At 73.8% G+C, this 19,435-nt stretch carries 22 protein-coding genes and 1 tRNA gene; 14 read left to right on the top strand and 9 right to left on the bottom strand.

All coding sequences use genetic code 11. From position 1 onward, the window contains the following. Positions 1 to 56 precede the first annotated feature (56 nt). Genes H0S66_RS04655 through H0S66_RS04645 form a run of 3 tightly spaced genes read left to right on the top strand, consistent with a single transcriptional unit; the run spans position 57 to position 1,469 of the window. On the top strand, positions 57 to 497 hold the full coding sequence (locus H0S66_RS04655) for a zinc ribbon domain-containing protein (RefSeq protein WP_179614358.1): 441 nt from the start codon (positions 57 to 59) through the stop codon (positions 495 to 497). Further along, positions 469 to 972, top strand: coding sequence for a GNAT family N-acetyltransferase (locus tag H0S66_RS04650; protein WP_179614357.1), 504 nt, complete (start codon positions 469 to 471; stop codon positions 970 to 972). The genes H0S66_RS04655 and H0S66_RS04650 overlap by 29 nt, the downstream gene beginning before the upstream one ends. 53 nt (positions 973 to 1,025) lie before the next feature. Further along, positions 1,026 to 1,469, top strand: coding sequence for a nuclear transport factor 2 family protein (locus tag H0S66_RS04645; RefSeq protein WP_179614356.1), 444 nt, complete (start codon positions 1,026 to 1,028; stop codon positions 1,467 to 1,469). Positions 1,470 to 1,482: 13 nt separating this feature from the next. On the opposite strand, the gene H0S66_RS04640 is transcribed toward H0S66_RS04645, so the two are convergent. Beyond that, the gene (locus tag H0S66_RS04640; RefSeq protein ID WP_179614355.1) at positions 1,483 to 2,091 is read right to left on the bottom strand and encodes a class I SAM-dependent methyltransferase; all 609 of its coding nucleotides are present in this window, start codon (positions 2,089 to 2,091) and stop codon (positions 1,483 to 1,485) included. An 87-nt stretch (positions 2,092 to 2,178) separates the two neighbouring features. Between H0S66_RS04640 and H0S66_RS04635 the strand changes: the two genes are divergently transcribed. Next, positions 2,179 to 3,657, top strand: a complete 1,479-nt coding sequence (locus H0S66_RS04635; protein WP_179614354.1) for a DUF2252 domain-containing protein — start codon at positions 2,179 to 2,181, stop codon at positions 3,655 to 3,657. 22 nt (positions 3,658 to 3,679) lie between these two features. Here the strand turns inward: H0S66_RS04635 and H0S66_RS04630 are convergent, their stop codons facing one another. Beyond that, entirely contained in the window at positions 3,680 to 4,783 is a 1,104-nt protein-coding gene (locus tag H0S66_RS04630) for a citrate synthase 2 (RefSeq protein WP_179614353.1), read from the bottom strand. Positions 4,784 to 4,910: 127 nt separating this feature from the next. Between H0S66_RS04630 and pdxH the strand changes: the two genes are divergently transcribed. The 6 genes from pdxH to H0S66_RS04600 all read left to right on the top strand — a co-directional run bounded on the left by pdxH (position 4,911) and on the right by H0S66_RS04600 (position 9,694). After that, the gene (gene pdxH, locus H0S66_RS04625; RefSeq protein WP_179614352.1) at positions 4,911 to 5,597 is read left to right on the top strand and encodes a pyridoxamine 5'-phosphate oxidase; all 687 of its coding nucleotides are present in this window, start codon (positions 4,911 to 4,913) and stop codon (positions 5,595 to 5,597) included. Further along, a complete protein-coding gene (locus H0S66_RS04620) occupies positions 5,597 to 6,217 on the top strand; it encodes a hypothetical protein (protein WP_180923788.1) in 621 nt (206 codons plus the stop codon). The genes pdxH and H0S66_RS04620 overlap by 1 nt, the downstream gene beginning before the upstream one ends. Positions 6,218 to 6,250: 33 nt before the next feature. Beyond that, entirely contained in the window at positions 6,251 to 6,586 is a 336-nt protein-coding gene (locus tag H0S66_RS04615) for a hypothetical protein (RefSeq protein WP_179614350.1), read from the top strand. Beyond that, complete coding sequence (locus tag H0S66_RS04610) at positions 6,583 to 7,161, top strand: GNAT family N-acetyltransferase (RefSeq protein WP_179614349.1); 579 nt, start codon at positions 6,583 to 6,585, stop codon at positions 7,159 to 7,161. Before H0S66_RS04615 ends, H0S66_RS04610 begins: the two co-directional genes overlap by 4 nt. A 422-nt stretch (positions 7,162 to 7,583) precedes the next feature. Then, entirely contained in the window at positions 7,584 to 9,251 is a 1,668-nt protein-coding gene (locus H0S66_RS04605; RefSeq protein WP_338037231.1) for an MDR family MFS transporter, read from the top strand. After that, positions 9,248 to 9,694 carry a MarR family winged helix-turn-helix transcriptional regulator gene (locus H0S66_RS04600; protein WP_179614348.1) on the top strand — a complete coding sequence of 149 codons (447 nt, stop codon included), beginning with the start codon at positions 9,248 to 9,250 and terminating at the stop codon, positions 9,692 to 9,694. The genes H0S66_RS04605 and H0S66_RS04600 overlap by 4 nt, the downstream gene beginning before the upstream one ends. A gap of 29 nt (positions 9,695 to 9,723) precedes the next feature. On the opposite strand, the gene H0S66_RS04595 is transcribed toward H0S66_RS04600, so the two are convergent. From H0S66_RS04595 to H0S66_RS04585, 3 genes are read right to left on the bottom strand one after another with little or no spacing between them, the layout of a single operon-like run. Further along, positions 9,724 to 11,370 (bottom strand): glycoside hydrolase family 13 protein, encoded by a 1,647-nt coding sequence (locus H0S66_RS04595; protein ID WP_179614347.1) that lies wholly within the window; start codon positions 11,368 to 11,370, stop codon positions 9,724 to 9,726. A 40-nt stretch (positions 11,371 to 11,410) separates the two neighbouring features. Next, positions 11,411 to 12,133 carry a hypothetical protein gene (locus tag H0S66_RS04590; RefSeq protein ID WP_179614346.1) on the bottom strand — a complete coding sequence of 241 codons (723 nt, stop codon included), beginning with the start codon at positions 12,131 to 12,133 and terminating at the stop codon, positions 11,411 to 11,413. Beyond that, positions 12,130 to 13,491 (bottom strand): cryptochrome/photolyase family protein, encoded by a 1,362-nt coding sequence (locus tag H0S66_RS04585; protein ID WP_258017094.1) that lies wholly within the window; start codon positions 13,489 to 13,491, stop codon positions 12,130 to 12,132. Before H0S66_RS04585 ends, H0S66_RS04590 begins: the two co-directional genes overlap by 4 nt. A gap of 117 nt (positions 13,492 to 13,608) precedes the next feature. On the opposite strand from H0S66_RS04585, the gene H0S66_RS04580 reads away from it, so the two are divergent. After that, positions 13,609 to 14,304: an iron-dependent transcriptional repressor DtxR gene (locus tag H0S66_RS04580; RefSeq protein ID WP_179614345.1), complete on the top strand. Its 696-nt coding sequence runs from the start codon at positions 13,609 to 13,611 to the stop codon at positions 14,302 to 14,304. On the opposite strand, the gene H0S66_RS04575 is transcribed toward H0S66_RS04580, so the two are convergent. Then, on the bottom strand, positions 14,301 to 15,149 hold the full coding sequence (locus tag H0S66_RS04575) for a Sir2 family NAD-dependent protein deacetylase (protein WP_179614344.1): 849 nt from the start codon (positions 15,147 to 15,149) through the stop codon (positions 14,301 to 14,303). The genes H0S66_RS04580 and H0S66_RS04575 overlap by 4 nt on opposite strands. Then, entirely contained in the window at positions 15,146 to 15,415 is a 270-nt protein-coding gene (locus tag H0S66_RS04570) for a DUF2277 domain-containing protein (protein ID WP_179614343.1), read from the bottom strand. Before H0S66_RS04570 ends, H0S66_RS04575 begins: the two co-directional genes overlap by 4 nt. A 72-nt stretch (positions 15,416 to 15,487) precedes the next feature. Here H0S66_RS04570 and H0S66_RS04565 point away from each other — a divergent pair, with 72 nt between their 5' ends. The 3 genes from H0S66_RS04565 to H0S66_RS04555 are packed head-to-tail and all read left to right on the top strand — an operon-like array spanning position 15,488 to position 18,768. Next, entirely contained in the window at positions 15,488 to 16,699 is a 1,212-nt protein-coding gene (locus H0S66_RS04565) for a saccharopine dehydrogenase family protein (protein ID WP_179614342.1), read from the top strand. Between the two features lie 57 nt (positions 16,700 to 16,756). Further along, entirely contained in the window at positions 16,757 to 17,824 is a 1,068-nt protein-coding gene (locus tag H0S66_RS04560; protein ID WP_218876224.1) for a DNA adenine methylase, read from the top strand. After that, the gene (locus tag H0S66_RS04555; protein ID WP_218876223.1) at positions 17,821 to 18,768 is read left to right on the top strand and encodes a hypothetical protein; all 948 of its coding nucleotides are present in this window, start codon (positions 17,821 to 17,823) and stop codon (positions 18,766 to 18,768) included. The genes H0S66_RS04560 and H0S66_RS04555 overlap by 4 nt, the downstream gene beginning before the upstream one ends. A 68-nt stretch (positions 18,769 to 18,836) precedes the next feature. On the opposite strand, the gene H0S66_RS04550 is transcribed toward H0S66_RS04555, so the two are convergent. Together H0S66_RS04550 and H0S66_RS04545 are read right to left on the bottom strand one after the other, a co-directional pair. Continuing rightward, positions 18,837 to 19,316 (bottom strand): MSMEG_6728 family protein, encoded by a 480-nt coding sequence (locus H0S66_RS04550; RefSeq protein WP_179614341.1) that lies wholly within the window; start codon positions 19,314 to 19,316, stop codon positions 18,837 to 18,839. Between the two features lie 46 nt (positions 19,317 to 19,362). Beyond that, positions 19,363 to 19,435 (bottom strand) — tRNA-Arg (locus tag H0S66_RS04545).

Below are 19,435 nucleotides of genomic sequence, written 5' to 3'. Positions count from 1 at the left end.
GCCGGACGCTGCCCGCAACGGGTGGTGGCAGCGGCGGCCCGAGGTGGGGAGCGACGATGACCACGAACGACCTGCCGGACACCACGCGCACCCGCGTCGGGCTGCGCGTCGTGGGGGCGCTGCTGCTGCTCGGCGGCGGCGCGACCTTCGCCTGGGGCATCACGACCGTCTTCACCTACGACGGCTACGACATGCCTCCGGGGCTGGCCATCCTGGCCTTCCTCGGCGGGATGCCGGTGGCCGTGGTCGGCCTCGGGATGCTCAACGCCAGCACCATCGGCGCCCAGTCGCGCTACGTGGCGGGCGAGACCATGCCCACGCTCAAGCAGTCGGCGGCCTACCTCACCGACGGTGAGGGCATCATGGGGGTCGGACGCACGGTCGACGACCGGGAGCGCGGCACCTCCGCCGCCGGCGGCCCGTACTGCCGCTCCTGCGGCGTGCGCAACGACGAGGACGCGAGGTTCTGTGACGGGTGCGGTTCGTCCCTCGCCTGAGGGCACCTTCGAGCTGGAGCGGGTCGGCTTCGCCCACCCCGACGTGACCCTGCTGGTCGCCGAGGTCCAGGACTTCTACACCGCGCGCTACGGCGGGCCCGACGAGACGCCCCTCGACCCGGCGATGTTCGAGCCGCCCACCGGCAGCTTCTACGTCGGGCGCCTCGACGGCGTCCCGGTCGCGACCGGCGCCTGGCGGCGCACCGAGGTCGGCACCTTCCCCGGCCTGGTCACCGTCGAGGTCAAGCGCATGTACGTCGCCCCGCGGGCGCAGCGTCGCGGGCTCGCGCGGCGGGTCCTCGCCCACCTCGAGCGCAGCGCCGCCGAGGCCGGCGCCCGGGCGGTGGTGCTCGAGACCGGGACCATGCAGCCGGAGGCGATCGCGCTCTACACCTCCTCGGGCTACGAGCCGGTGCCGGGCTTCGGCTACTACAAGGACGCGCCGCTCTCGCGCTGCTTCGGCAAGCGGCTCTGACCAGACCACCCGTCGGGGGCGTACCCCGGCCGGGCCGGTGTCGTTGAGGTGGCATGAGCGCGACCGAACCGCCCCCGCCGCAGGGGGCCGACGACCTCGTCACCGGGGCGCTGGCCCGGCTCTCGGTGGCCTTCGGGGCCCGTGACGTCGAGGCCGCGGTCGCCTGCTTCTCCCCCGAGGGCGCTGTCTACGGCGACGACCTCGGTGAGCACGCGCACGGCAGCGAGGAGCTGCGGGCCTTCCTCGCCGAGCTCTTCGAGGAGACCTTCACCCTGTCCTGGGAGGCCGGCGAGACCTGGTCGCGGCGCCGCGGCGACGTGGTGTGGTTCGTCTGCGACACCGAGGCGGTCCTCGACTACCCCGACGGGCTCGTCGAGCGCGTGCGCTTCCAGCTCTCGGGCATCCTCAGCGCCGCCGACGGGCGCTGGCGCTTCGAGCTCTTCCACGGCACCCAGCCGGTCTCGCCGCAGCGCGAGCTGCTGGTCCGGGCGGGCTGACCCGGGCGGTCGCTCAGGGCGCGAGGCTGACGACGGCGTACCGCTCGTCGTCGATGCGCTTGCCCCACAGGTGCGGGTCGGGCAGCGGGTGCACGGTGCCGGTGCGGCCGATGCTGCGCAGCGCCTCGACGACCTCCTGGGCGGTCAGGCCGCCCCGGGTGCCGTCGCCCTGCGACCAGTGGCCCTCGACGAGCACCAGCCGGCCCTCGGGGCCCAGCAGCGCCGACCAGCGCCGCAGCGCCTCGACGGGGTCGGGCATCGCCCACAGGACGTGGCGCGAGAGCACGACGTCGTAGTCGCCGGGGGTCAGCGGCGGGTCGTAGGCGTCGGCCTCGGTCACGCTCACCCCGGGCTCGTGGGCGGTCTTGGTGAGCGCGCGCGCCACCATCTCGGGGGAGAAGTCGATGCCGTCGACGCTGTGGCCCTGCTCGGCCAGCAGCAGCGCCAGGGTGCCGGTGCCGCAGCCGAGGTCGGCCACCCGGCTCGCCGGCGGGGGCAGGAGGTCGTGCATCAGACGCGACCAGGCGGCCCGCACGTTCTTGTCGAGCAGGCCGTGGTCGGCGGCGAGGTCGAAGGCCGGGGCCTCGGCGTCCCATAGTCGGACGGCTTCGCGGCTGGTCATGGCCGTCGACCATAGGCCATGACCACCCCTCCGGGCGAGAGGTGCCGGGGAGTGGGTGGAGCCGGTGCAGACGGGTAGGAAGGGGGGATGAGTGATGACGCCGACCACCTGACGCGCGACGAGCTGATGCAGCGGGCCCGCGACGCCGACGTACGAGGACGCTCCTCGATGACCAAGGAGGAGCTGGCCCGGGCGGTGGGGGCCGGGGTGCAGACCGGGTCGCGGGTCGAGGCCTTCCGCTCGCTGGCGCTGCAGCGCGCCCGGGGCGAGATGGTCTTCCTGCCCCGCCACCTCGACGGGCTCGAGCGGCGCCGCCACGTGCGCCAGACGATCCGCGAGGACCACGAGACCCGGATCTCGAGCCGCAGCCAGGACGCGGTCGAGAAGTTCGAGAAGCTGCACGACTCGCTGTTCTCGTTCTTCCGCGGCACCGCCCTGCTCTTCTACCGCGACCTGGCCGGGGAGGACGCCTGGATGCCGACCGTGCTGACGCTCGGCGACGTGCACCCCGAGAACTTCGGGGTGATGCCGAGCGCCGACGACGTGCCGATCTTCGGCGTCAACGACTTCGACGAGGCCTACTACGCGCCGTTCACCTGGGACCTCAAGCGCGGCGCGACCGGGTTCATGGTCGCCGCCGCCGAGGAGGGCGGCCACGGCCGCAAGCAGCAGCGCCGGATCGCTGCGGCCTTCGTGCGCGGCTACGTGTCGGCGATGCGCGGCTACGCCACCGACGCCACCGAGCAGCAGGGCCAGATGCGCGAGGACAACGCGCCCAAGCTGATCCGCAAGCTCTTCGAGTCGGCGAAGGAGGACCGGGCGCACTGGCTGGCGCGCAAGTACCACGACGAGTTCCGCCGCGGCTTCCGCGCCGACGACGAGCACGTGCCGGTCTCCTCACGGGTGCCGGAGTTCCAGGAGGCGCTCGACCGCTTCGTGCGCGACAACGACATCGAGGTGCCCGAGCGCGCCGGCGCGATGCGGGTCAAGGACGTGTGCCAGCGGCTGGGGCAGGGCACCGCGTCGCTCGGGCTGCCGCGCTACTACCTGATGGTCGAGGGCCCGAACGCCGACGGCTCCGACGACCTGCTGCTCGAGCTCAAGCAGGCGCGGCGCTCGGCGCTCGCGGGCCTGGTGCCGCCCTCGGAGTACGTCGTCGACGGCAACGCCGACCGCATCTCCCACGCCCAGGGCGTGCACCTGGTGCGCGGGGACCGCTTCTACGGGGCGGTCGAGATGGACGGGTTGAGCTTCATGGTGCGCGAGCGCTCGCCGTACCGCGACGACATCGACCTCGACGACCTCTCCGACAAGCAGTGGCGCAAGTACGCCGCCATCTGCGGCGCCTCGCTGGCGCAGTCGCACGCGCTCTCCGACGAGGCGGGGCTGGTCGACCACGACATCGAGCCCGACGTGCTCGAGGCGATCGGCCCGGAGGACCTGTTCGTGCAGGACGTGGTCGAGTACGCCGCCGAGGCCTTCGACCGGGTGCGGGCCGACCACCGCCACTTCCGCTCCGACCAGGAGCTGGGCGCCTTCGAGATGGTCGACCGGGTCTTCCGCTGAGACCCGGTCGACCAGCGGGGGATCAGGCTCCCCAGGCCTCCTGCCAGCCGTCGATCTCCGAGGCCGGGCGGGCGCCCGGGCCGGTGTAGACCGCGGAGGGGCGGATCAGGCGGCCGGTGCGCTTCTGCTCCAGGATGTGCGCCGACCAGCCGCCGGTGCGCGCGCAGGTGAACATCGAGGTGAACATGTTGGCCGGGACCTCGGCGAAGTCGAGGACGATCGCGGCCCAGAACTCCACGTTGGTCTCGAGGACCCGGTCGGGGCGGCGCTCGCGCAGCTCGGCGAGGGCGGCCTTCTCGAGGGCCTCGGCGACCGCGTAGCGCGGGGCGTCGAGCTCCTTGGCGGTGCGGCGCAGCACGCGGGCGCGGGGGTCCTCGGCGCGGTACACGCGGTGGCCGAAGCCCATCAGCCGCTCGCCGCGGTCGAGCAGGCCCTTGACGTAGGCCTCGGCGTCGCCGGACTCCTCGACGTCGGAGATCATCCCGAGCACGCGGCTCGGGGCGCCGCCGTGCAGCGGGCCCGACATCGCGCCGATGGCGCCGGAGAAGGCGGCCGCGACGTCGGCACCGGTGGAGGTGATGACGCGGGCGGTGAAGGTGGAGGCGTTCATGCCGTGCTCGGCCGCGCTGCTCCAGTACGCGTCGATGGCCTTGACGTGCTTGGGGTCGGCCTCGCCCTTCCAGCGGATCAGGAACTTCTCGGCGAGGGTCGCGCCCTCGTCGACCTCCTTCTGCGGCACGATCGCCTTGTTGAGCCCGCGCGCCGACTGTGCGGCGTACGAGAGCACCATGACGGCGAGGCGCCCGATGTCGTCGCGGGCCTGCTCGTCGGAGATGTCGTAGGTCTGGCCGAAGCCGAAGGCCGGCGCGAGCATCGCGACCGCGGCCTGCACGTCGACGCGGACGTCACCGGTGTGCACCGGCAGGTTGAAGGGCTCGGCGGGGGCCAGGCCGGGGGTGTAGGCGCCGTCGATCAGCAGGCCCCACACGTTCTCGAAGGGGACGCGGCCGACGATGTCCTCGATGTCGACGCCGCGGTAGCGGAGCGCGGATCCCTCCTTGTCGGGCTCGGCGATCTCCGTCTCGAAGGCGACGACGCCCTCCAGTCCGTGGTGTACCTCGGTCATCGGGTGGCTCCTGTGTCGTGTGCGGCAGCGTCCAAACCGTCGCATTGTGTCAGTGATGCTGTCCGGACGGCACGTGGCGGTCCCGGGACCCCGCGCGGTGTCGCCTCCGGTGGCTACGGTGAGGGGCATGGCCGAGCACACCCGGGGCAGCACAGAGGACCACTCGCCCGACCTGCGCGGGCTGCGCGAGGAGTACGCCGCCAGCGGGCTGCGCGAGAGCGACCTGGCGCCCGACCCGATGGCCATGTTCGGGCTGTGGTTCGCCGACGCCCGGGCCGCCGGGCTGCACGAGCCCAACGCGATGGTGGTCTCGACGGTCTCGCGCGACGGCGCCCCCTCCTCGCGCACGGTGCTGCTCAAGGGTCTCGACGACGGGGCGGGGCGCGAGGGCTTCGTCTTCTACACCAACCACGCCTCGCGCAAGGCCGACGACCTGGCCGCCGACCCCCGCTGCGCGCTGCTCTTCCCCTGGCACCCGCTCGAGCGCCAGGTGCGGGTCGAGGGCAGGGCCGAGCGGCTCTCGCGCGAGGTGGTCGCCGCGTACTTCGCCGAGCGTCCGCGTGGCTCGCAGCTCGGTGCCTGGGCCTCGGCGCAGTCCTCGGTGGTCGCCGGGCGCGAGGAGCTGGAGGCGGCGTACGCCGCGGCCGAGGAGCGCTTCGCCGGGGGAGAGGTCCCGGTGCCCGACGGGTGGGGCGGCTACGTCGTGCTGCCCGAGGAGGTCGAGCTCTGGCAGGGGCGGCCGAGCCGGATGCACGACCGGCTGGTCTACCGGCGCTCGGGTGACGGGTGGGCCACCGAACGGCTGGCGCCCTGATGGTGGCGCGGCTCGCGGCTCCCGGTGCGGCCCTGGCCGCGGTGCTCCTGCTGGGCGGCTGCGGTGGCGACGGCGCCGGGGCGCCCGTGGCGCAGGACCCGCCGCCGACCGAGCCGGCCCCCGACGAGCCGGCCCCCGACGAGGTGGGCGAGGCCTCCGGTCGTCCGTGCCCGCGGGCGCTGACGGAGGCGGAGGGGCCGGCCGTCGACCGGGCCGCCACCGAGCTGCCGGTGCTGCCCGAGGTGGGGCGGGCCTGGGTGTGCCGCTACGACCCCGCCGAGGCGGAGGGCGGGGCCGACGACGCGGCGTACGGCTGGCGGCGCGCCGGGCGGGCCGAGCCGGTGCCCGAGGGTGACCTGCCATCGCTCGTGGAGGCGCTCGACGGCCTGGCCCTCCTCGACGTCGACACCTCGGAGCGCATCTGCACCGCCGACCTCGGCCCGCGCTGGCTGGTGGTGCTGGCCGACGAGGGCGACCTGACCGGCGTCGTCGTCGACGACTTCGGCTGCCACGACACCCGGCTGACCGACGACCCGCACTCGCGGGCGGCGGGCGAGGACGGCGTCCTGCAGGGCGGCACGGGCGTGCTCGAGGCGCTGGGTGTCGGACGCGGCGCCTGACCCCGCCCGCCCCGGCCTGGCATCCTGAGGGCCATGGTCTCGGAGCTGCGTCACTGCCGGCACGGTCACGAGGTGCCCGAGCGCGCCTCCCTCTGCCCCACCTGCGGGGACGGGGGGTCGCTGGGCGACACCCCTCCGGGGCTACAGGAGCCCTCCGGCCCCTGGGTCTGGATCGTCGTGGGCGCGCTGGTCTCCGCGGCTGGGCTCCTCGCCGGCATCGACGGGTCGGGTGGGCCGGCCCTCGTCGGCATCGCGTTGCTCGTGCTCGGTCAGTTGCTGCTCGGCATCGGGGTCGTCGCCCAGGGCGTGCTCGTCGGGCTGCGGGCGCTGGCACCACGAGAGCCCCCGCTCGACGCGGTGACCCGGTGACCTGGGAGACGCACCCGGTCACGCCGGACCGGTTCGAGGACTTCGCCGACGTCATCAACCCGAACCGTCGCGGCTCGCACTGCTGGTGCCTCTCGCACCGGCTGCGCGCCCAGGACGTCGAGGAGCTGGGCCGGGGCGACCGCGAGGAGGCCGCGCGGGCGCTGTGCGCCCGCGACCGGCCGCCCGGCGTGGTGACCTATCGCGACGGGCTCCCGGTCGGCTGGTGCAGCATCGGCCCTCGCTTGGAGAACCCCAAGCTGGCCGCGTCCCGTCTCATCAAGCCCCTCGACGACCTGCCGGTGTGGAGCATCATCTGCGTCGTCGTGCGGGGTGGCCACCGCCGGCAGGGCGTCACCACCCGGCTCCTCGAGGGGGCGGTGGCCTGGGCGGCGTCCGAGGGCGCGCCTGCCGTCGAGGCCTACCCGGTCGACCCTGCGGGGGAGCGGATGGACCTGACGATGGCCTTCGTCGGCACCCGCTCGATGTTCGAGAAGGTGGGCTTCGAGGTCGTCGGCACCACCGGTGCCGTGGCGAGCAGGCTGCCCCGGCTGGTGATGCGCCGGTGGCTCGACTGAGGGCCCTGGGCGCCGGTCAGCGGTGCGCTGGCAACCGAACGCGTAGTCGCAACGGTTGCTGAGCCACCGCGGCAGCCCCCCGGTCCGGAGGGCGTAGCCGGCCAAAACCTCTTGTCCGCTCCCGGGCGCCGACGTACCGTTTTCGCACACGGGAAAGGAGGTGGTCCGAAGAATGTGTTCTTCAAGGACGCGTGAGGTGGCTGCCCGCTAGCAGCCCCAGCAGGACGACGGGGCAGGAGTGCCCCTGACGCTGCTGGCGAATCCCAAGCAGCTGCCCGACCCGCAGGTGGCCCGGCTCCGTCCGCCGGGCACGGTCCTCGTCTCGAGGACCACGCCTGCGGGTCGCTGCTATTTGTGGGCGGACGCCACGGGGAATAAGGTTGCGCAAGTCAACCGTTAGGCCCAGCGTGAAGCGAGAGTCCGTGACCCAGGTCGCCAGCCCAGCCCCCAGCCCGTCGACCGGTCCGCCCTCCGGGGACGGCGCCGAGGTGGCGATGACGCACCGCCAGGTGCTCGAGGCGCTCAGCGGCCTGCTGCTGGCGATGTTCGTGGCGATGCTCTCGAGCACCGTGGTCACCAACGCGCTGCCGCGCATCGTGGCCGACCTCGACGGCACCCAGACCGGCTACACCTGGGTCGTGGTCGCCACGCTGCTGGCGATGACGGCGACCACCCCGGTCTGGGGCAAGCTCGCCGACCTGTTCAGCAAGAAGATGCTGGTGCAGCTCGCGCTGGTGATCTTCGCGATCGGCTCGCTGATGGCGGCGCTGGCGCCCAGCATGGAGATCCTCATCGGCGCCCGCGTCGTCCAGGGCCTCGGTGTGGGTGGCCTGACCGCGCTGGTGCAGGTCGTGATCGCCAGCATGATCACGCCGCGCGAGCGCGGCCGCTACTCCGGCTACATCGGCGCGGTCTTCGCGCTGGCGACCGTCTCCGGCCCGCTCATCGGTGGCCTGATCGTCGACTCGCCGCTCGGTTGGCGCGGCACCTTCTTCGTGGGGCTGCCCTTCGCCGTGGTCGCGTTCGTGCTGCTGCAGAAGACCCTGCACCTGCCGGTGGTCAAGCGCGAGGTCCACATCGACTACACCGGCGCGACCCTGATCGTGGCCGGCGTCAGCCTGCTGCTGGTCTGGGTCAGCCTCGCCGGCAACCAGTTCGACTGGGTGTCGGTCACCTCGGCGCTGCTCGTGGTCGCCGGTCTGCTGGTCGTCGCCGCCGCGGTGTACGTCGAGGCGCGGGTGGCGGTCGAGCCGGTCGTGCCGCTGCGGCTCTTCCGCGACCGCACCATCGCCCTGGCCACCACCGCCTCGGTGCTGATCGGCGTGGCGATGTTCGGCTCGACGGTCTACCTCTCGCAGTACTTCCAGACCGCGCGCGGCATGAGCCCCACCGCCGCCGGCCTGATGTCGATCGCCATGGTCGGCGGGCTGCTGGTCTCGAGCATCGTCTCCGGGCGCCGGATCACCACCACCGGGCTCTGGAAGCGCTGGCTGGTCTCCGGGATGACGCTGACCGTGCTGGGCCTCGGCCTGCTCGGCACCATCGACGACACCACCGACCTGCGCGTCGTCGGCCTGTTCATGGCCGTGCTCGGCGTGGGCCTGGGCGCCACCATGCAGAACCTGGTGCTCGCGGTGCAGAACAACGTGCCGCTGAGCGAGCTGGGCGCCGCCAGCTCGGTCGTCGCGTTCTTCCGCTCGCTCGGCGGCTCGGTGGGCGTCTCGGTGCTCGGCGCGCTGCTGAGCACCCAGGTCGCCACCAAGGTCACCGCCGGCCTGAGCGACCTCGGCATCGAGGAGGCCGGGCACAGCAGCCACGAGATCCCCGACCTCGACGCGCTGCCGGCGCCCGTGCGTGCGGTCTTCGAGCAGGCCTTCGGCGAGTCGTTCGGCCACATCTTCCTCGTCGCCACGCCCCTGGCGCTGCTGGCGCTGGTCTGCGTCGTGGCGATCCGCGAGGTCCCGCTGCGCACCACCCACGACGTGGTGCCGGTCGCGCCGGCGGACTCCGCGCCGGAGGCCACCGCCGACCTCGTCGAGGACGCCGAGGTCCGCGAGGCGGGCGGCACGGCTACGCTGCCGCCACGATGACCGCCTCACGTGCAGAGTCCCTGATGCGCCTCGAGCAGGAGGTGGGCGTGCTCATCCGGCGCGTCAAGCGCGTGATCGGGGAGCGGTCGCGAGCCGTGCACCCCGACCTGCAGCCGGCGTCGTACCTGATGCTGGCCTACCTCGGCCAGCACGGTCCGATGCGGGCCTCGGCCGCGGCCGAGATGTTCCACATCGACAAGGGCGCGATCAGCCGCCAGGTCACCCACCTCGTCGAGCTCGGCCTCGTCGAGCGCACCCAGGACCCCGACGACGGGCGGGCCTCGCTGATCTCGGCCACGCCGAGCGCCGTGGAGCGGCTCACGGCGGTCGCCGAGAACCGCCGCCAGTGGCTCGACGAGCGCCTCGGCGACTGGGACGCGGCCGAGCTCGAGGAGTTCACCCGGGTCCTCGGCCGCTACAACGAGGCCCTCAACCAGGGCTGAGGGCCTCGTCGCGGCTCAGTCGCGCAGGGTCAGTCGCGCACCCACACGGCGGTGTCGCCGGGCAGCAGGTCGGAGACCGGGCCGCTGCTGGCCACGACCTCGCCCCGGGGACGGCTCACCGGCGTGGTGCCGCAGTTGAGCACCACGGTGACCGGGCCGCGGCGGAAGGCCAGCACGTCGGTGCCGAGGTCGAGCATCTCGACCTCGGAGGTGGTGCCGGCCAGGGCGCGGCGCGCGGCCAGGGCCCGCTGGTAGAACGCCAGCGTCGAGTCTGGGTCGACCTGCTGGGCGGCCACCGTGAGGTCGGCCCAGCCCTCGGGCTGCGGGATCCACGGCTGGCCCTCGCCCGGCCCGAAGCCGAAGGGCGGCTTCTCGCCCGACCACGGCATCGGCACCCGGCAGCCGTCGCGGCCGACCTCGCCGGTGCGCAGGTAGGAGGGGTCCTGGCGGTGCTCCGGGGCGACGTCGACCTGCTCGAGGCCGAGCTCCTCGCCCTGGTAGACGTACGACGAGCCGGGCAGCGCCAGCATCGTCAGGGTCGCGGCGCGCGCCCGGGCCAGGCCCTGCGCGCCCCCGCCGTAGCGGGTCACGTGGCGTACGACGTCGTGGTTGCTCAGCACCCAGGTCGGGCTGGCCTGGACGTCGGCGAGCGCGGCGAAGGTGCCGGTGATGACGCCCTCGAAGGCCTCGGCCGACCACGGCGCGAGCAGCCAGGAGAAGTTGAAGGCCTGGCTCATCTCGTCGTCGCGCACGAAGCGGGCCATCGACTCGGGGGTCTGGGTCCAGGCCTCGGCCACGAGCATCCGGTCGCCGTCGTACTCGGCGAGCACGTCGTGCCAGCGCCGGTAGACGTCGTGCACCTCGGGCTGGTCCCACATCGGCTCGTCGCGCAGGGTGCGCTCGACCATCGAGCGCTCCTCGTTGATCGGGGCGGCGCTGTCGGGCTCCTCGCCCTCCTCGACCACCTGGTCGCGCAGCGACTCCTCCTTGAGCAGCCCGTGGGCCACGTCGACGCGGAACCCGTCGACGCCGCGGTCGAGCCAGAAGCGCAGCACCTCCTCGAAGAGGTCGCCGACCTCGGGGTTGCGCCAGTCGAAGTCGGGCTGGGTGGAGTCGAAGAGGTGCAGGTACCACTGCGGGTCGTCGTCGCGCCCGTCCGGGTGCTCGGCCACCCGGGTCCAGGCGTTGCCGCCGAAGACCGAGCGCCAGTTGTTGGGCGGCTCCTGGCCCTGCGGGCCGCGGCCGTCGCGGAAGAGGTAGCGGGCGCGCTCGGGGCTGCCCGGGGCCGCCGCCAGGGCCGCCTGGAACCACTCGTGCTGGTCGGAGGAGTGGTTGGGCACCAGGTCGGCGATGATGCGCAGCCCCAGCTCGTGGGCGGTCGCGATGAGCGTGTCGGCGTCCTCGAGGGTGCCGAAGAGCGGGTCGATGTCGCAGTAGTCGCTGACGTCGTAGCCGTGGTCCTTCTGCGGGGACATGTAGAACGGCGAGATCCAGACCGCGTCGACGCCCAGGTCGCGCAGGTAGGGCAGCTTGGCCGTGATGCCCGGGAGGTCACCGACGCCGTCGCCGTCGGCGTCGGCGAAGGAGCGCGGGTAGACCTGGTAGATGACGGCGTGGCGCCACCACTCGGCACCGGGGGCGTCGGGGGCGACCTGGTTTGGATCGTTCAAAGCCATGCCGACCAGTCTTCCACACGCCTCCTGGGCGGGCACACCCTCAGGCGAAGGCCTCCGGGGACACCTCGATCCACACCTGCTCGGCCCGCCCGACCACCTCGCCGCGCGCGTCGATGACGCTGGTGGCGGTGCGGTGCTTGCGGCCCTCGCTGCCGCGGGCCAGCCCCACGACCACGTGCTCCTCGCCGGGCACGGGGGTGCGCAGCACCTCGGCGCTCATCCGGCCCAGCACCATCATCCGGTCCTCCATGTCGGCCGCCCAGGCCCCCGCGCAGTCGAGCGCGGCCCACACGACCGGCAGGTCGGTGTCGGCGGCCACCCAGGTCGCCGCCACCCGGGGCAGGCCGTCGAGCGGCTCCACCGGGCCGGGGAAGATCCGCAGCCCGTCGCCCTCGGCGCGGTCGGTGCCGCAGGTGAAGCAGGTCGGGAACGGGTGCTGGGCCAGGCCCGGGTAGCGGGTCGCGGCCGCGCGGGCCTCCGCGATCGAGACCCCCGCCACGCCCTGGAGTGCGCCGGGCGCCGGGCGTGCGCTGAGCGCGGGCGCGCCGCCGTGCACCGCGGTGAGGACGCCGTCCTCCTCCACGACCTCCATGGCGGTGTCCAGCGGCGGCGGCTGGCGCAGCGTGACCTCGACCGGGCCGCCGGTGGCGTCGACGTACGCCGCCAGGGCACCGGCCGACCAGCCGCCGTTGCCCGAGCCGGCGGGGCCGTTGAAGCGGGCAGGGACCACGAGGGGCGCCAGGGTCGACGCGGAGGTGCTCATCCCTTGATCCTCTCGTACCTGTCCAGCGCCTCCTGCCGCTCCTCCTTGTGGTCGAGCATCGGCGCCGGGTAGCCGACGAGGTCGCGGGTGTCGGCGTCCGGCTCGTGCGGGTCGGGCACCTGGTCGGGGTCGGCGAGCTCGGGCACCCAGCGCCGCACGTAGGCGCCGTCGGGGTCGAAGCGCCGGCCCTGGGTGGTGGGGTTGAAGACCCGGAAGAACGGTGAGGCGTCGGTGCCGCTGCCGGCGGTCCACTGCCAGCCGTGGTTGTTGCTGGCCAGGTCGCCGTCGACGAGCCAGTGCAGGAAGTGCTTGGCGCCGTGCTGCCACTCCACGTGCAGGTCCTTGACCAGGAAGCTGGCGGTGATCATCCGCAGCCGGTTGTGCATCCACCCGGTCGCGCGCAGCTGGCGCATGCCCGCGTCGACGATCGGGAAGCCGGTGCGGCCCTCCTGCCAAGCCTCGAGCTGCTCGCCGGGGCGGTCGTAGTCCATCCGCGCGAACTCGGGCTTGTAGTAGTCGCGGGCCGAGTCGGGGCGCCGCGCCAGCACGTCGGCGTAGAAGTCGCGCCAGGCCAGCTCGGTGCGGTAGGTCTGGGCGCCCTTGCTCCGCTTGCGGCGCAGGTCGGCCAGCAGGGTGCGCGGGTGCACCTCGCCGTACTTCAGGTGCACCGACATCCGGCTGGTGCCGTCGCGGTCGGGACGGTCGCGGTCGGTGTCGTAGTCGTCGACCCGGTCGAGGAACTCCTCCCACTGCCGCCGCGCCGAGTCCTCCCCGGGCTCGGGCAGCTCGAGGTCGGCCGGCAGCCGGGGGTCGGGGATGTCGGTGGTGCCCTCCTCGAGCCGCAGCCACGTGGTGCCGGTCGGGGCGTCGGCGGGGTCGTCCCAGCCGATGTCGGCCCAGGCGCGGGAGAAGGGGGTGAAGACCTTGTAGGCCTCGCCCGAGCCGTTGAGCACCCGCCCCGGGTCGACGGCGTACGGCGACCCGGTGCGCACCAGCTCGATGCCGGCCTCGCCCAGCGCCTCCTCGACCGCCTCGTCGCGCTCGCGGCCGTAGGGCCCGAAGTCGGCCGAGACGTGCACCCGCTGCGCGCCGACCGACTTCGCGGCCAGCACCACCCGGCGTACCGGGTCGCCGCGCACCACCGACAGCCCCGCCTGCCGCTGGCGGAAGGACGCGTCGAGCGAGCGCAGCGAGCCCGCCAGGTAGGCCTGCCGGCTCGGGCCGGCCGGGCCCCACAGGTGCGGGTCGAGCACGAAGAGCGGCAGCACGCCGTCCTCGGCGCCGTCGGCGCAGGCCTCGAGCAGGGCCGGGTTGTCACGGAGCCGCAGGTCGCGGCGGAACCACATCACGCTGACCACGCACCGAGCCTGCCAGCGCCCCGGCCGCGGCTGTTCACCCGAGCGGTCCCCCGACCGGTCACCCGAGCGGTCACCCGCGGGGGAGGGCGGATCGGGCCCGTCGTGGACAATGGCGGGGTGAGCGACCTGATCGACACCACCGAGATGTACCTCCGCACCATCTACGAGCTGGTCGAGGAGGGCATCGTGCCCCTGCGCGCCCGGATCGCCGAGCGCCTGCACCAGAGCGGGCCGACGGTGTCGCAGACGGTGGCGCGCATGGAGCGCGACGGGCTGCTGACCGTCGAGGGCGACCGCCACCTCGAGCTCACCGACGACGGGCTGCGCCTGGCGACCCGGGTGATGCGCAAGCACCGCCTCGCCGAGCGCCTGCTGGTCGACGTGATCGGCCTGGAGTGGGAGCTGGTCCACGAGGAGGCGTGCCGCTGGGAGCACGTGATGTCCGAGACCGTCGAGCGCCGCCTGCTCGAGCTGCTCGACCATCCCACCGAGTCGCCGTACGGCAACCCGATCCCGGGGCTCGACGAGCTGGGTCAGACCGCCACCGGCGAGACCTTCATGGCCGGCGTCGAGTCGCTGACCAGCGCCGCGGGTGCCGCGGGCACCGAGGAGCAGCGGGTGCTGGTGCGCCGCATCTCCGAGGAGATGCAGAAGGACGAGCAGCTGATGAGCGCCCTGCGCCGCGTCGGCGCGCTGCCCGACAAGACCGTCACCGTCGTCGCGACCGAGGCCGGTGTCCTGGTCGGAGCGGCCGGCGAGAGCGCCGAGATCGTGCCCGAGGCCGCCGACCACATCTTCGTGCGCAAGCTCTAGGCGCGAGCCGCTCCGGCGCGCCGGTCGGCCAGGTCGGTGAGGAACTCGCTGCAGCCGGCGTGCACCGTGTGCGTGGCGAGGTCGTCGCCGCGGGTGGCGCCCCGGTTGACGACCACCACGGGGGTGCCGGCCTTGGCGGCACGCTTGACGAAGCGCAGCCCGCTCATCACCGTCAGGCTCGACCCGGCCACCAGCAGCGCCCCGCCGGTCGCCTCGAGCGCCTCGACCGCCTCGTAGCAGCGCGCCACGCGCGCCGGCGGCACGTTCTCGCCGAAGAACACCACGTCGGGCTTGAGCAGCCCGCCGCACGCGCAGTCGGGGACGACGAAGCCGTCGGTCTCCTCGAGCGCGACGTCGCCGTCGGGGTTGCTGGCCACGGCGGCGTGCCGCTCGGCGAAGCCGGGGTTGAGCGCGCCCAGGCGCTGGTGGAGCTCGGCGCGCGGGGTGGTGGCCCGGCAGGCCAGGCAGACCACGTCGGCGATCCGGCCGTGCAGGGCCACCAGGTCGCGCGTGCCGACCCGTTCGTGGAGGCCGTCGACGTTCTGGGTGATGACCAGGCCGGCCCCCAGCCGGGCCACCGCCAGGTGCCCGGCGTTGGGTTCGGCGTGCCGCATCCGGCCCCAGCCCAGGTGGCTGCGGGCCCAGTAGCGCTGCCGGGGGCCGGGACCCGAGACGAACTCCTGGTAGGTCATCGGGGTGCGGGCCGGCGAGCCGGGGCCGCGGTAGTCGGGGATGCCGGAGTCGGTGGAGAGACCGGCGCCGGTGAGCACCACGAGCGGCCGGTCGGCCAGCGGCGCCAGCGCGGCGTCGTACGCCGCTGCGGTGGCGGTGGGCGCGAGGGTCATCGGGCGTACCGCTCGGCGGCCCGGGCGCGGGCCTTGGCGGCCTCGACCTCGCGGTCCTTGGGCGGGGCGGTGGTGACCAGGGCGTCGAGCAGGTGCCGGGTGGCCTCGGCGACCTCGGCGACGGCCCGGTCGAAGGCGGCCTGGTTGGCCTGCGACGGCTTGGTCGAGCCGCTGACCTTGCGCACGTACTGCAGCGCCGCCGCGTCGACCTCGTCGGTCGTCGCCGGCGGCTCGAAGTTGTGGAGCTGGCGGATGTTGCGGCACATGCTCACGAGCCTACGTCGCCGAGTGGTGGACCAGACCTGCCGCGACGAGGGGGGTGCTGGTTCGATGTCCCCATGGCTGCGACCCCTGACCCCGCCCGTCACTCCGACCGCGAGCACGACCTGGTGCTGCTGGGCGCCACCGGCTTCACCGGCCGCCTGACCGCCGAGTACCTGGCCCGCAACGCACCGGCCGGGCTGCGCTGGGCGCTGGCGGGCCGCAACCCCGAGAAGCTGGCGGGGGTCCGCGACGACCTGGCCGCGATCGACGCCTCGCTGGCCGACCTGCCGCTGGTGACCGCCGACTCGAGCGACGCCGACTCGCTGGCCGCGCTGGCCGGCAGCGCCCGCGTGGTCATCTCCACCGTCGGGCCCTACCTCGAGCACGGTGAGCCGCTGGTCGCCGCCTGCGCGGCCGCCGGCACCGACTACGTGGACCTGACCGGCGAGCCCGAGTTCGTCGACCGGATGTACGTCGCCCACCACGCCACCGCCGAGGCCTCCGGCGCCCGCATCGTGCACGCCTGCGGCTTCGACTCGATCCCGCACGACCTGGGCGCCTGGTACACCGTGCAGCAGCTCAAGGCCAGCGGCCCGGTCACCGTGCGCGGCGTCGTGCGCGCCTCCGGCACCTTCTCGGGCGGCACCTTCCACTCCGCCATGGGTGCGACCTCGCGGATGAAGCAGACCCGGGAGGCGGCGCAGCTGCGCCGCGACCTCGAGAAGCACCCCGAGGGCCGCCGCAGCCGCCCGGTGGCCGGCAAGCCGCACCGCGACAGCGTGCTGGGCTACTACCTGCTGCCGCTGCCGACGCTCGACCCGCAGGTCGTCGCGCGCAGCGGCGCCGCCCTCGAGTCCTACGGCCCCGACTTCCGCTACTCCCACTACATCGGCACCAAGACGCTGCGCTACGCGCTCGGCGGGATGGCCGGCCTGGTCGGGATCGGGGTGGCCGCGCAGGTGGCGCCGGTGCGCAACCTGCTCAAGAGCCGCATCAAGCAGGGCGAGGGCCCCTCGCCGGCGCGCCGGGAGAAGAGCTGGTTCACCGTCGACTTCGTCGGCGAGGGCGACGGGCGCACCATCCGCACCCGCGTCTCGGGCGGCGACCCGGGCTACGGCGAGACCTCGAAGATGCTCGCGGAGTCGGCGCTGTGCCTGCTGCACGACGACAACCCGACGACGGCCGGCTGCGTGACCACCGCCCAGGCGATGGGCGAGAACCTCACCGCGCGGCTCCTGGCGGCGGGCATCCGGTTCGAGACCGTCGGGGCCCAGACCGAGGGTTGAGCGGGCGCCAGCGCGCGCTGTCGGGGACTGTCGGCGGGCTGCGGCAAGATGGTCCTCGTGCCTCCCCGACTGCTGCCCGCCCCCGCTGACGCGGCCGTCCGGGCGGCGGTGTTCCCGCGGGTGCGGTGGATGGGCTCCAAGCACAAGCTGCTGCCGCACCTGGCGCAGGCCTTCGCCGACGTGGCGCCGACGGCCGGCCCGGGCACGGCCCTCGACGCCTTCAGCGGCTCCGGGGTGGTCTCCTACCTGCTCAAGCACCAGGGCTGGTCGGTGCACAGCAACGACTACCTCGGCTTCCCCGGAGTGGTGGCCAGCGCGGGCGTGGTCAACCACGACGAGCGGCTCTCGGCCGACGACGTGGCGCGCATCCTGGGCCCGGCCGCCGACGACCGCGACTTCGTGCGACGCACCTTCACCGGCGTCTACTTCACCCCCGACGACCTGGCCTTCCTCGACTCGGCGTGGAGCCACATCGACACGATGGGCGGCGGCGCACGGGCGGTGGCGATCGCGGCGCTCTGCCTGGCCGCGGCGCGCAAGCAGCCGCGGGGCGTCTTCACGCTCACCGGCGACCTGAGCCGGTACGACGACGGGCGGCGCGACCTGCGCCTGAGCCTGCGCGAGCACTTCGTCGAGCGGGTCGCCGACTACAACGCGGCGGTCTTCGAGGGCGAGCGCGAGTGCACGGTCTCCTCGCTCGAGGTCGGCGAGCTGCCGCAGCGCCGCCACGACCTGGTCTACCTCGACCCGCCGTACGCGCCGCCGGCCGACGACAACGACTACACCAAGCGCTTCCACTTCCTCGAGGGGCTCTCGCGCTACTGGGTGGGCGACACGATCATGTGGGACACCAAGAGCCGCAAGCTGCCCAAGCGGGTCACCAAGTACTCCTCGCGCCGCACCATCGAGGAGGCGTTCCGCGAGGTGTTCAAGCAGTTCCACGACTCGCCGCTGGTGCTGTCGTACTCCTCCAACGCGCTGCCCGACCTCGACACGCTGGTGCGGCTGCTGCGCGAGGTCAAGGACGAGGTGGAGGTGCGCCGGGTGCCGCACACCTACCACTACGGCACCCACCGCGCCGCCGTGCGCCGCCAGGTCGACGAGTACCTCTTCCTCGCCCGATGAGCGACCCCCGCCCCGACGACACCGCGATGCAGGCCTACCTGGGCCGGCTGCGTCGCCTGACCACCCACGTCGCGGTCGACGAGGCCTCCGAGCAGGCCGACGCGATCGTGGCCGCGGGAGCGAGCCTGAGCGCGCTCGAGGAGGTCTCGGTCGACGCGCTGACCCGCTGGGTGCGCGCCCGGCCGGCCGACGTGCCCGCGCTGGGCCTGACCGTCGGGCTGTCGCAGGAGAAGCTCAAGAACCTGCTGCGGGTCGCCTTCGGCACCTCGTCGTGGGTCAAGGCCGTCGGCGACGACGCGCGTGGGGTGGTCGTCTGGCTCGACGAGGAGCTCGGGCTGCTCGCGGCCCTGGAGGCCCAGCGGCACCGCACCTACACCTTCGGCGACGTGCTGGCCGCCCGCGGCACCAGCCGCCAGGTCGCCAACCGGGCCGGGGTGGCGGGCAAGCTGATCGAGGACGCCGTCGAGCAGATCGTGCGCGACCTCGGCCTGCCTTACGAGATGCGCGGGCGCTTCGTGGGCCGCAACGGCGACACCGGCCCCGCCGACCTGGCGGTCCCGGGCTTCGAGGACGCGCTGATCGCGGTGGCCTGCAAGGGCTTCGACTCCACCGGCTCCAAGCTCACCGCGGCGGTGACCGAGGTGATGGACATGGCAGGGGTGTCCTTCGCCCACCAGTACGTGCTCGCCGTCGTCGACGGCATCGGCTGGCTCAGCCGCCAGGGCGACTTCCGCCGGATGCACGCCCTGCTCGAGCAGCACCGCATCGACGGCCTCTACGCGCTGGCCGACCTCGACGCCTTCCGCGCCGACCTGCACGCCGCCGCCGTGCGCCACGGCCTGCTGGAGGGGCACCTGCCCGACGCCGGGCCTGTCGACGTGCCGGGGGAGGCGCTGGTCGCGCGTCCCGAGGAGTTCGAGGCGCAGCTGCGCCTGGACCTGTAGGGGCGAAGCCCTCTGCTACCCCGCACTGCGGGTTCGTCGATCGGTTGACCAATGCGACGTCTCGTTGCTCAACCGATCGACGAATGGGCGGGAGCCTCAGGTGGCGGCCAGACGTAGGGCAGGTCGTCGGGCGCGTCGGGGAACAGCGGGCGGTAGTGCTCGGGGTCCTTGCGCACCAGCGCCGAGCGGTGGCTGAGGTGGAACGCCTCGTCGCCGAGCCACGCCGGCAGGGCACCGGCGGCCGCGAGCTCGGCCTGGTCGCGGACCTCGGTGACCCCGGCCGCGGCCAGGTCGGTGCGCAGCGTGTCGGCGACGGTGTCGGCGCGGCCCTCGGCCACCCACACCTCGCAGCAGGTCAGGGAGTAGCGGCCCAGGGCCTCCAGGTGGCCCCGCCACATCAGCACCGCCGGGTGGCGCCGCCAGCCGTAGCCCTCGACGGTGAGACCTCGCACGACCTGGAGGCACTCCACCCGCTGCTTGCCCAGCCGCTTGGGGTCGAGCGCCCGGGCGGAGCGGGCGAAGTCGGCGTACGGCAGGAACGTCTGCATGGCGCCACGCTGGCGGGCGGGCGGGGCTCGCGCTTCACCCGGTGGGTGCCCCAGGCAGGAGTCGAACCTGCGACCTTTCGCTTAGGAGGCGGCTGCTCTATCCGCTGAGCTACTGGGGC

Source organism: Nocardioides marinisabuli (genome assembly GCF_013466785.1).
In the GTDB taxonomy this organism is placed as follows: Bacteria; Actinomycetota; Actinomycetes; order Propionibacteriales; family Nocardioidaceae; genus Nocardioides; species Nocardioides marinisabuli.
This window is presented reverse-complemented; position numbering and strand designations above follow the sequence as displayed.

What these genes read in the sequence shown, in the direction of transcription:
- H0S66_RS04590 (WP_179614346.1), bottom strand. Translation starts at nt 12,133, where the DNA reads ATGAGCACCTCCGCGTCGACCCTGGCGCCCCTCGTGGTCCCTGCCCGC.
- H0S66_RS04615 (WP_179614350.1), top strand. Translation starts at nt 6,251, where the DNA reads ATGGTCTCGGAGCTGCGTCACTGCCGGCACGGTCACGAGGTGCCCGAG.
- H0S66_RS04550 (WP_179614341.1), bottom strand. Translation starts at nt 19,316, where the DNA reads ATGCAGACGTTCCTGCCGTACGCCGACTTCGCCCGCTCCGCCCGGGCG.
- H0S66_RS04620 (WP_180923788.1), top strand. Translation starts at nt 5,597, where the DNA reads ATGGTGGCGCGGCTCGCGGCTCCCGGTGCGGCCCTGGCCGCGGTGCTC.
- H0S66_RS04655 (WP_179614358.1), top strand. Translation starts at nt 57, where the DNA reads ATGACCACGAACGACCTGCCGGACACCACGCGCACCCGCGTCGGGCTG.
- pdxH (WP_179614352.1), top strand. Translation starts at nt 4,911, where the DNA reads ATGGCCGAGCACACCCGGGGCAGCACAGAGGACCACTCGCCCGACCTG.
- H0S66_RS04630 (WP_179614353.1), bottom strand. Translation starts at nt 4,783, where the DNA reads ATGACCGAGGTACACCACGGACTGGAGGGCGTCGTCGCCTTCGAGACG.
- H0S66_RS04600 (WP_179614348.1), top strand. Translation starts at nt 9,248, where the DNA reads ATGACCGCCTCACGTGCAGAGTCCCTGATGCGCCTCGAGCAGGAGGTG.
- H0S66_RS04645 (WP_179614356.1), top strand. Translation starts at nt 1,026, where the DNA reads ATGAGCGCGACCGAACCGCCCCCGCCGCAGGGGGCCGACGACCTCGTC.
- H0S66_RS04570 (WP_179614343.1), bottom strand. Translation starts at nt 15,415, where the DNA reads ATGTGCCGCAACATCCGCCAGCTCCACAACTTCGAGCCGCCGGCGACG.
- H0S66_RS04575 (WP_179614344.1), bottom strand. Translation starts at nt 15,149, where the DNA reads ATGACCCTCGCGCCCACCGCCACCGCAGCGGCGTACGACGCCGCGCTG.
- H0S66_RS04555 (WP_218876223.1), top strand. Translation starts at nt 17,821, where the DNA reads ATGAGCGACCCCCGCCCCGACGACACCGCGATGCAGGCCTACCTGGGC.
- H0S66_RS04640 (WP_179614355.1), bottom strand. Translation starts at nt 2,091, where the DNA reads ATGACCAGCCGCGAAGCCGTCCGACTATGGGACGCCGAGGCCCCGGCC.
- H0S66_RS04635 (WP_179614354.1), top strand. Translation starts at nt 2,179, where the DNA reads ATGAGTGATGACGCCGACCACCTGACGCGCGACGAGCTGATGCAGCGG.
- H0S66_RS04565 (WP_179614342.1), top strand. Translation starts at nt 15,488, where the DNA reads ATGGCTGCGACCCCTGACCCCGCCCGTCACTCCGACCGCGAGCACGAC.
- H0S66_RS04595 (WP_179614347.1), bottom strand. Translation starts at nt 11,370, where the DNA reads ATGGCTTTGAACGATCCAAACCAGGTCGCCCCCGACGCCCCCGGTGCC.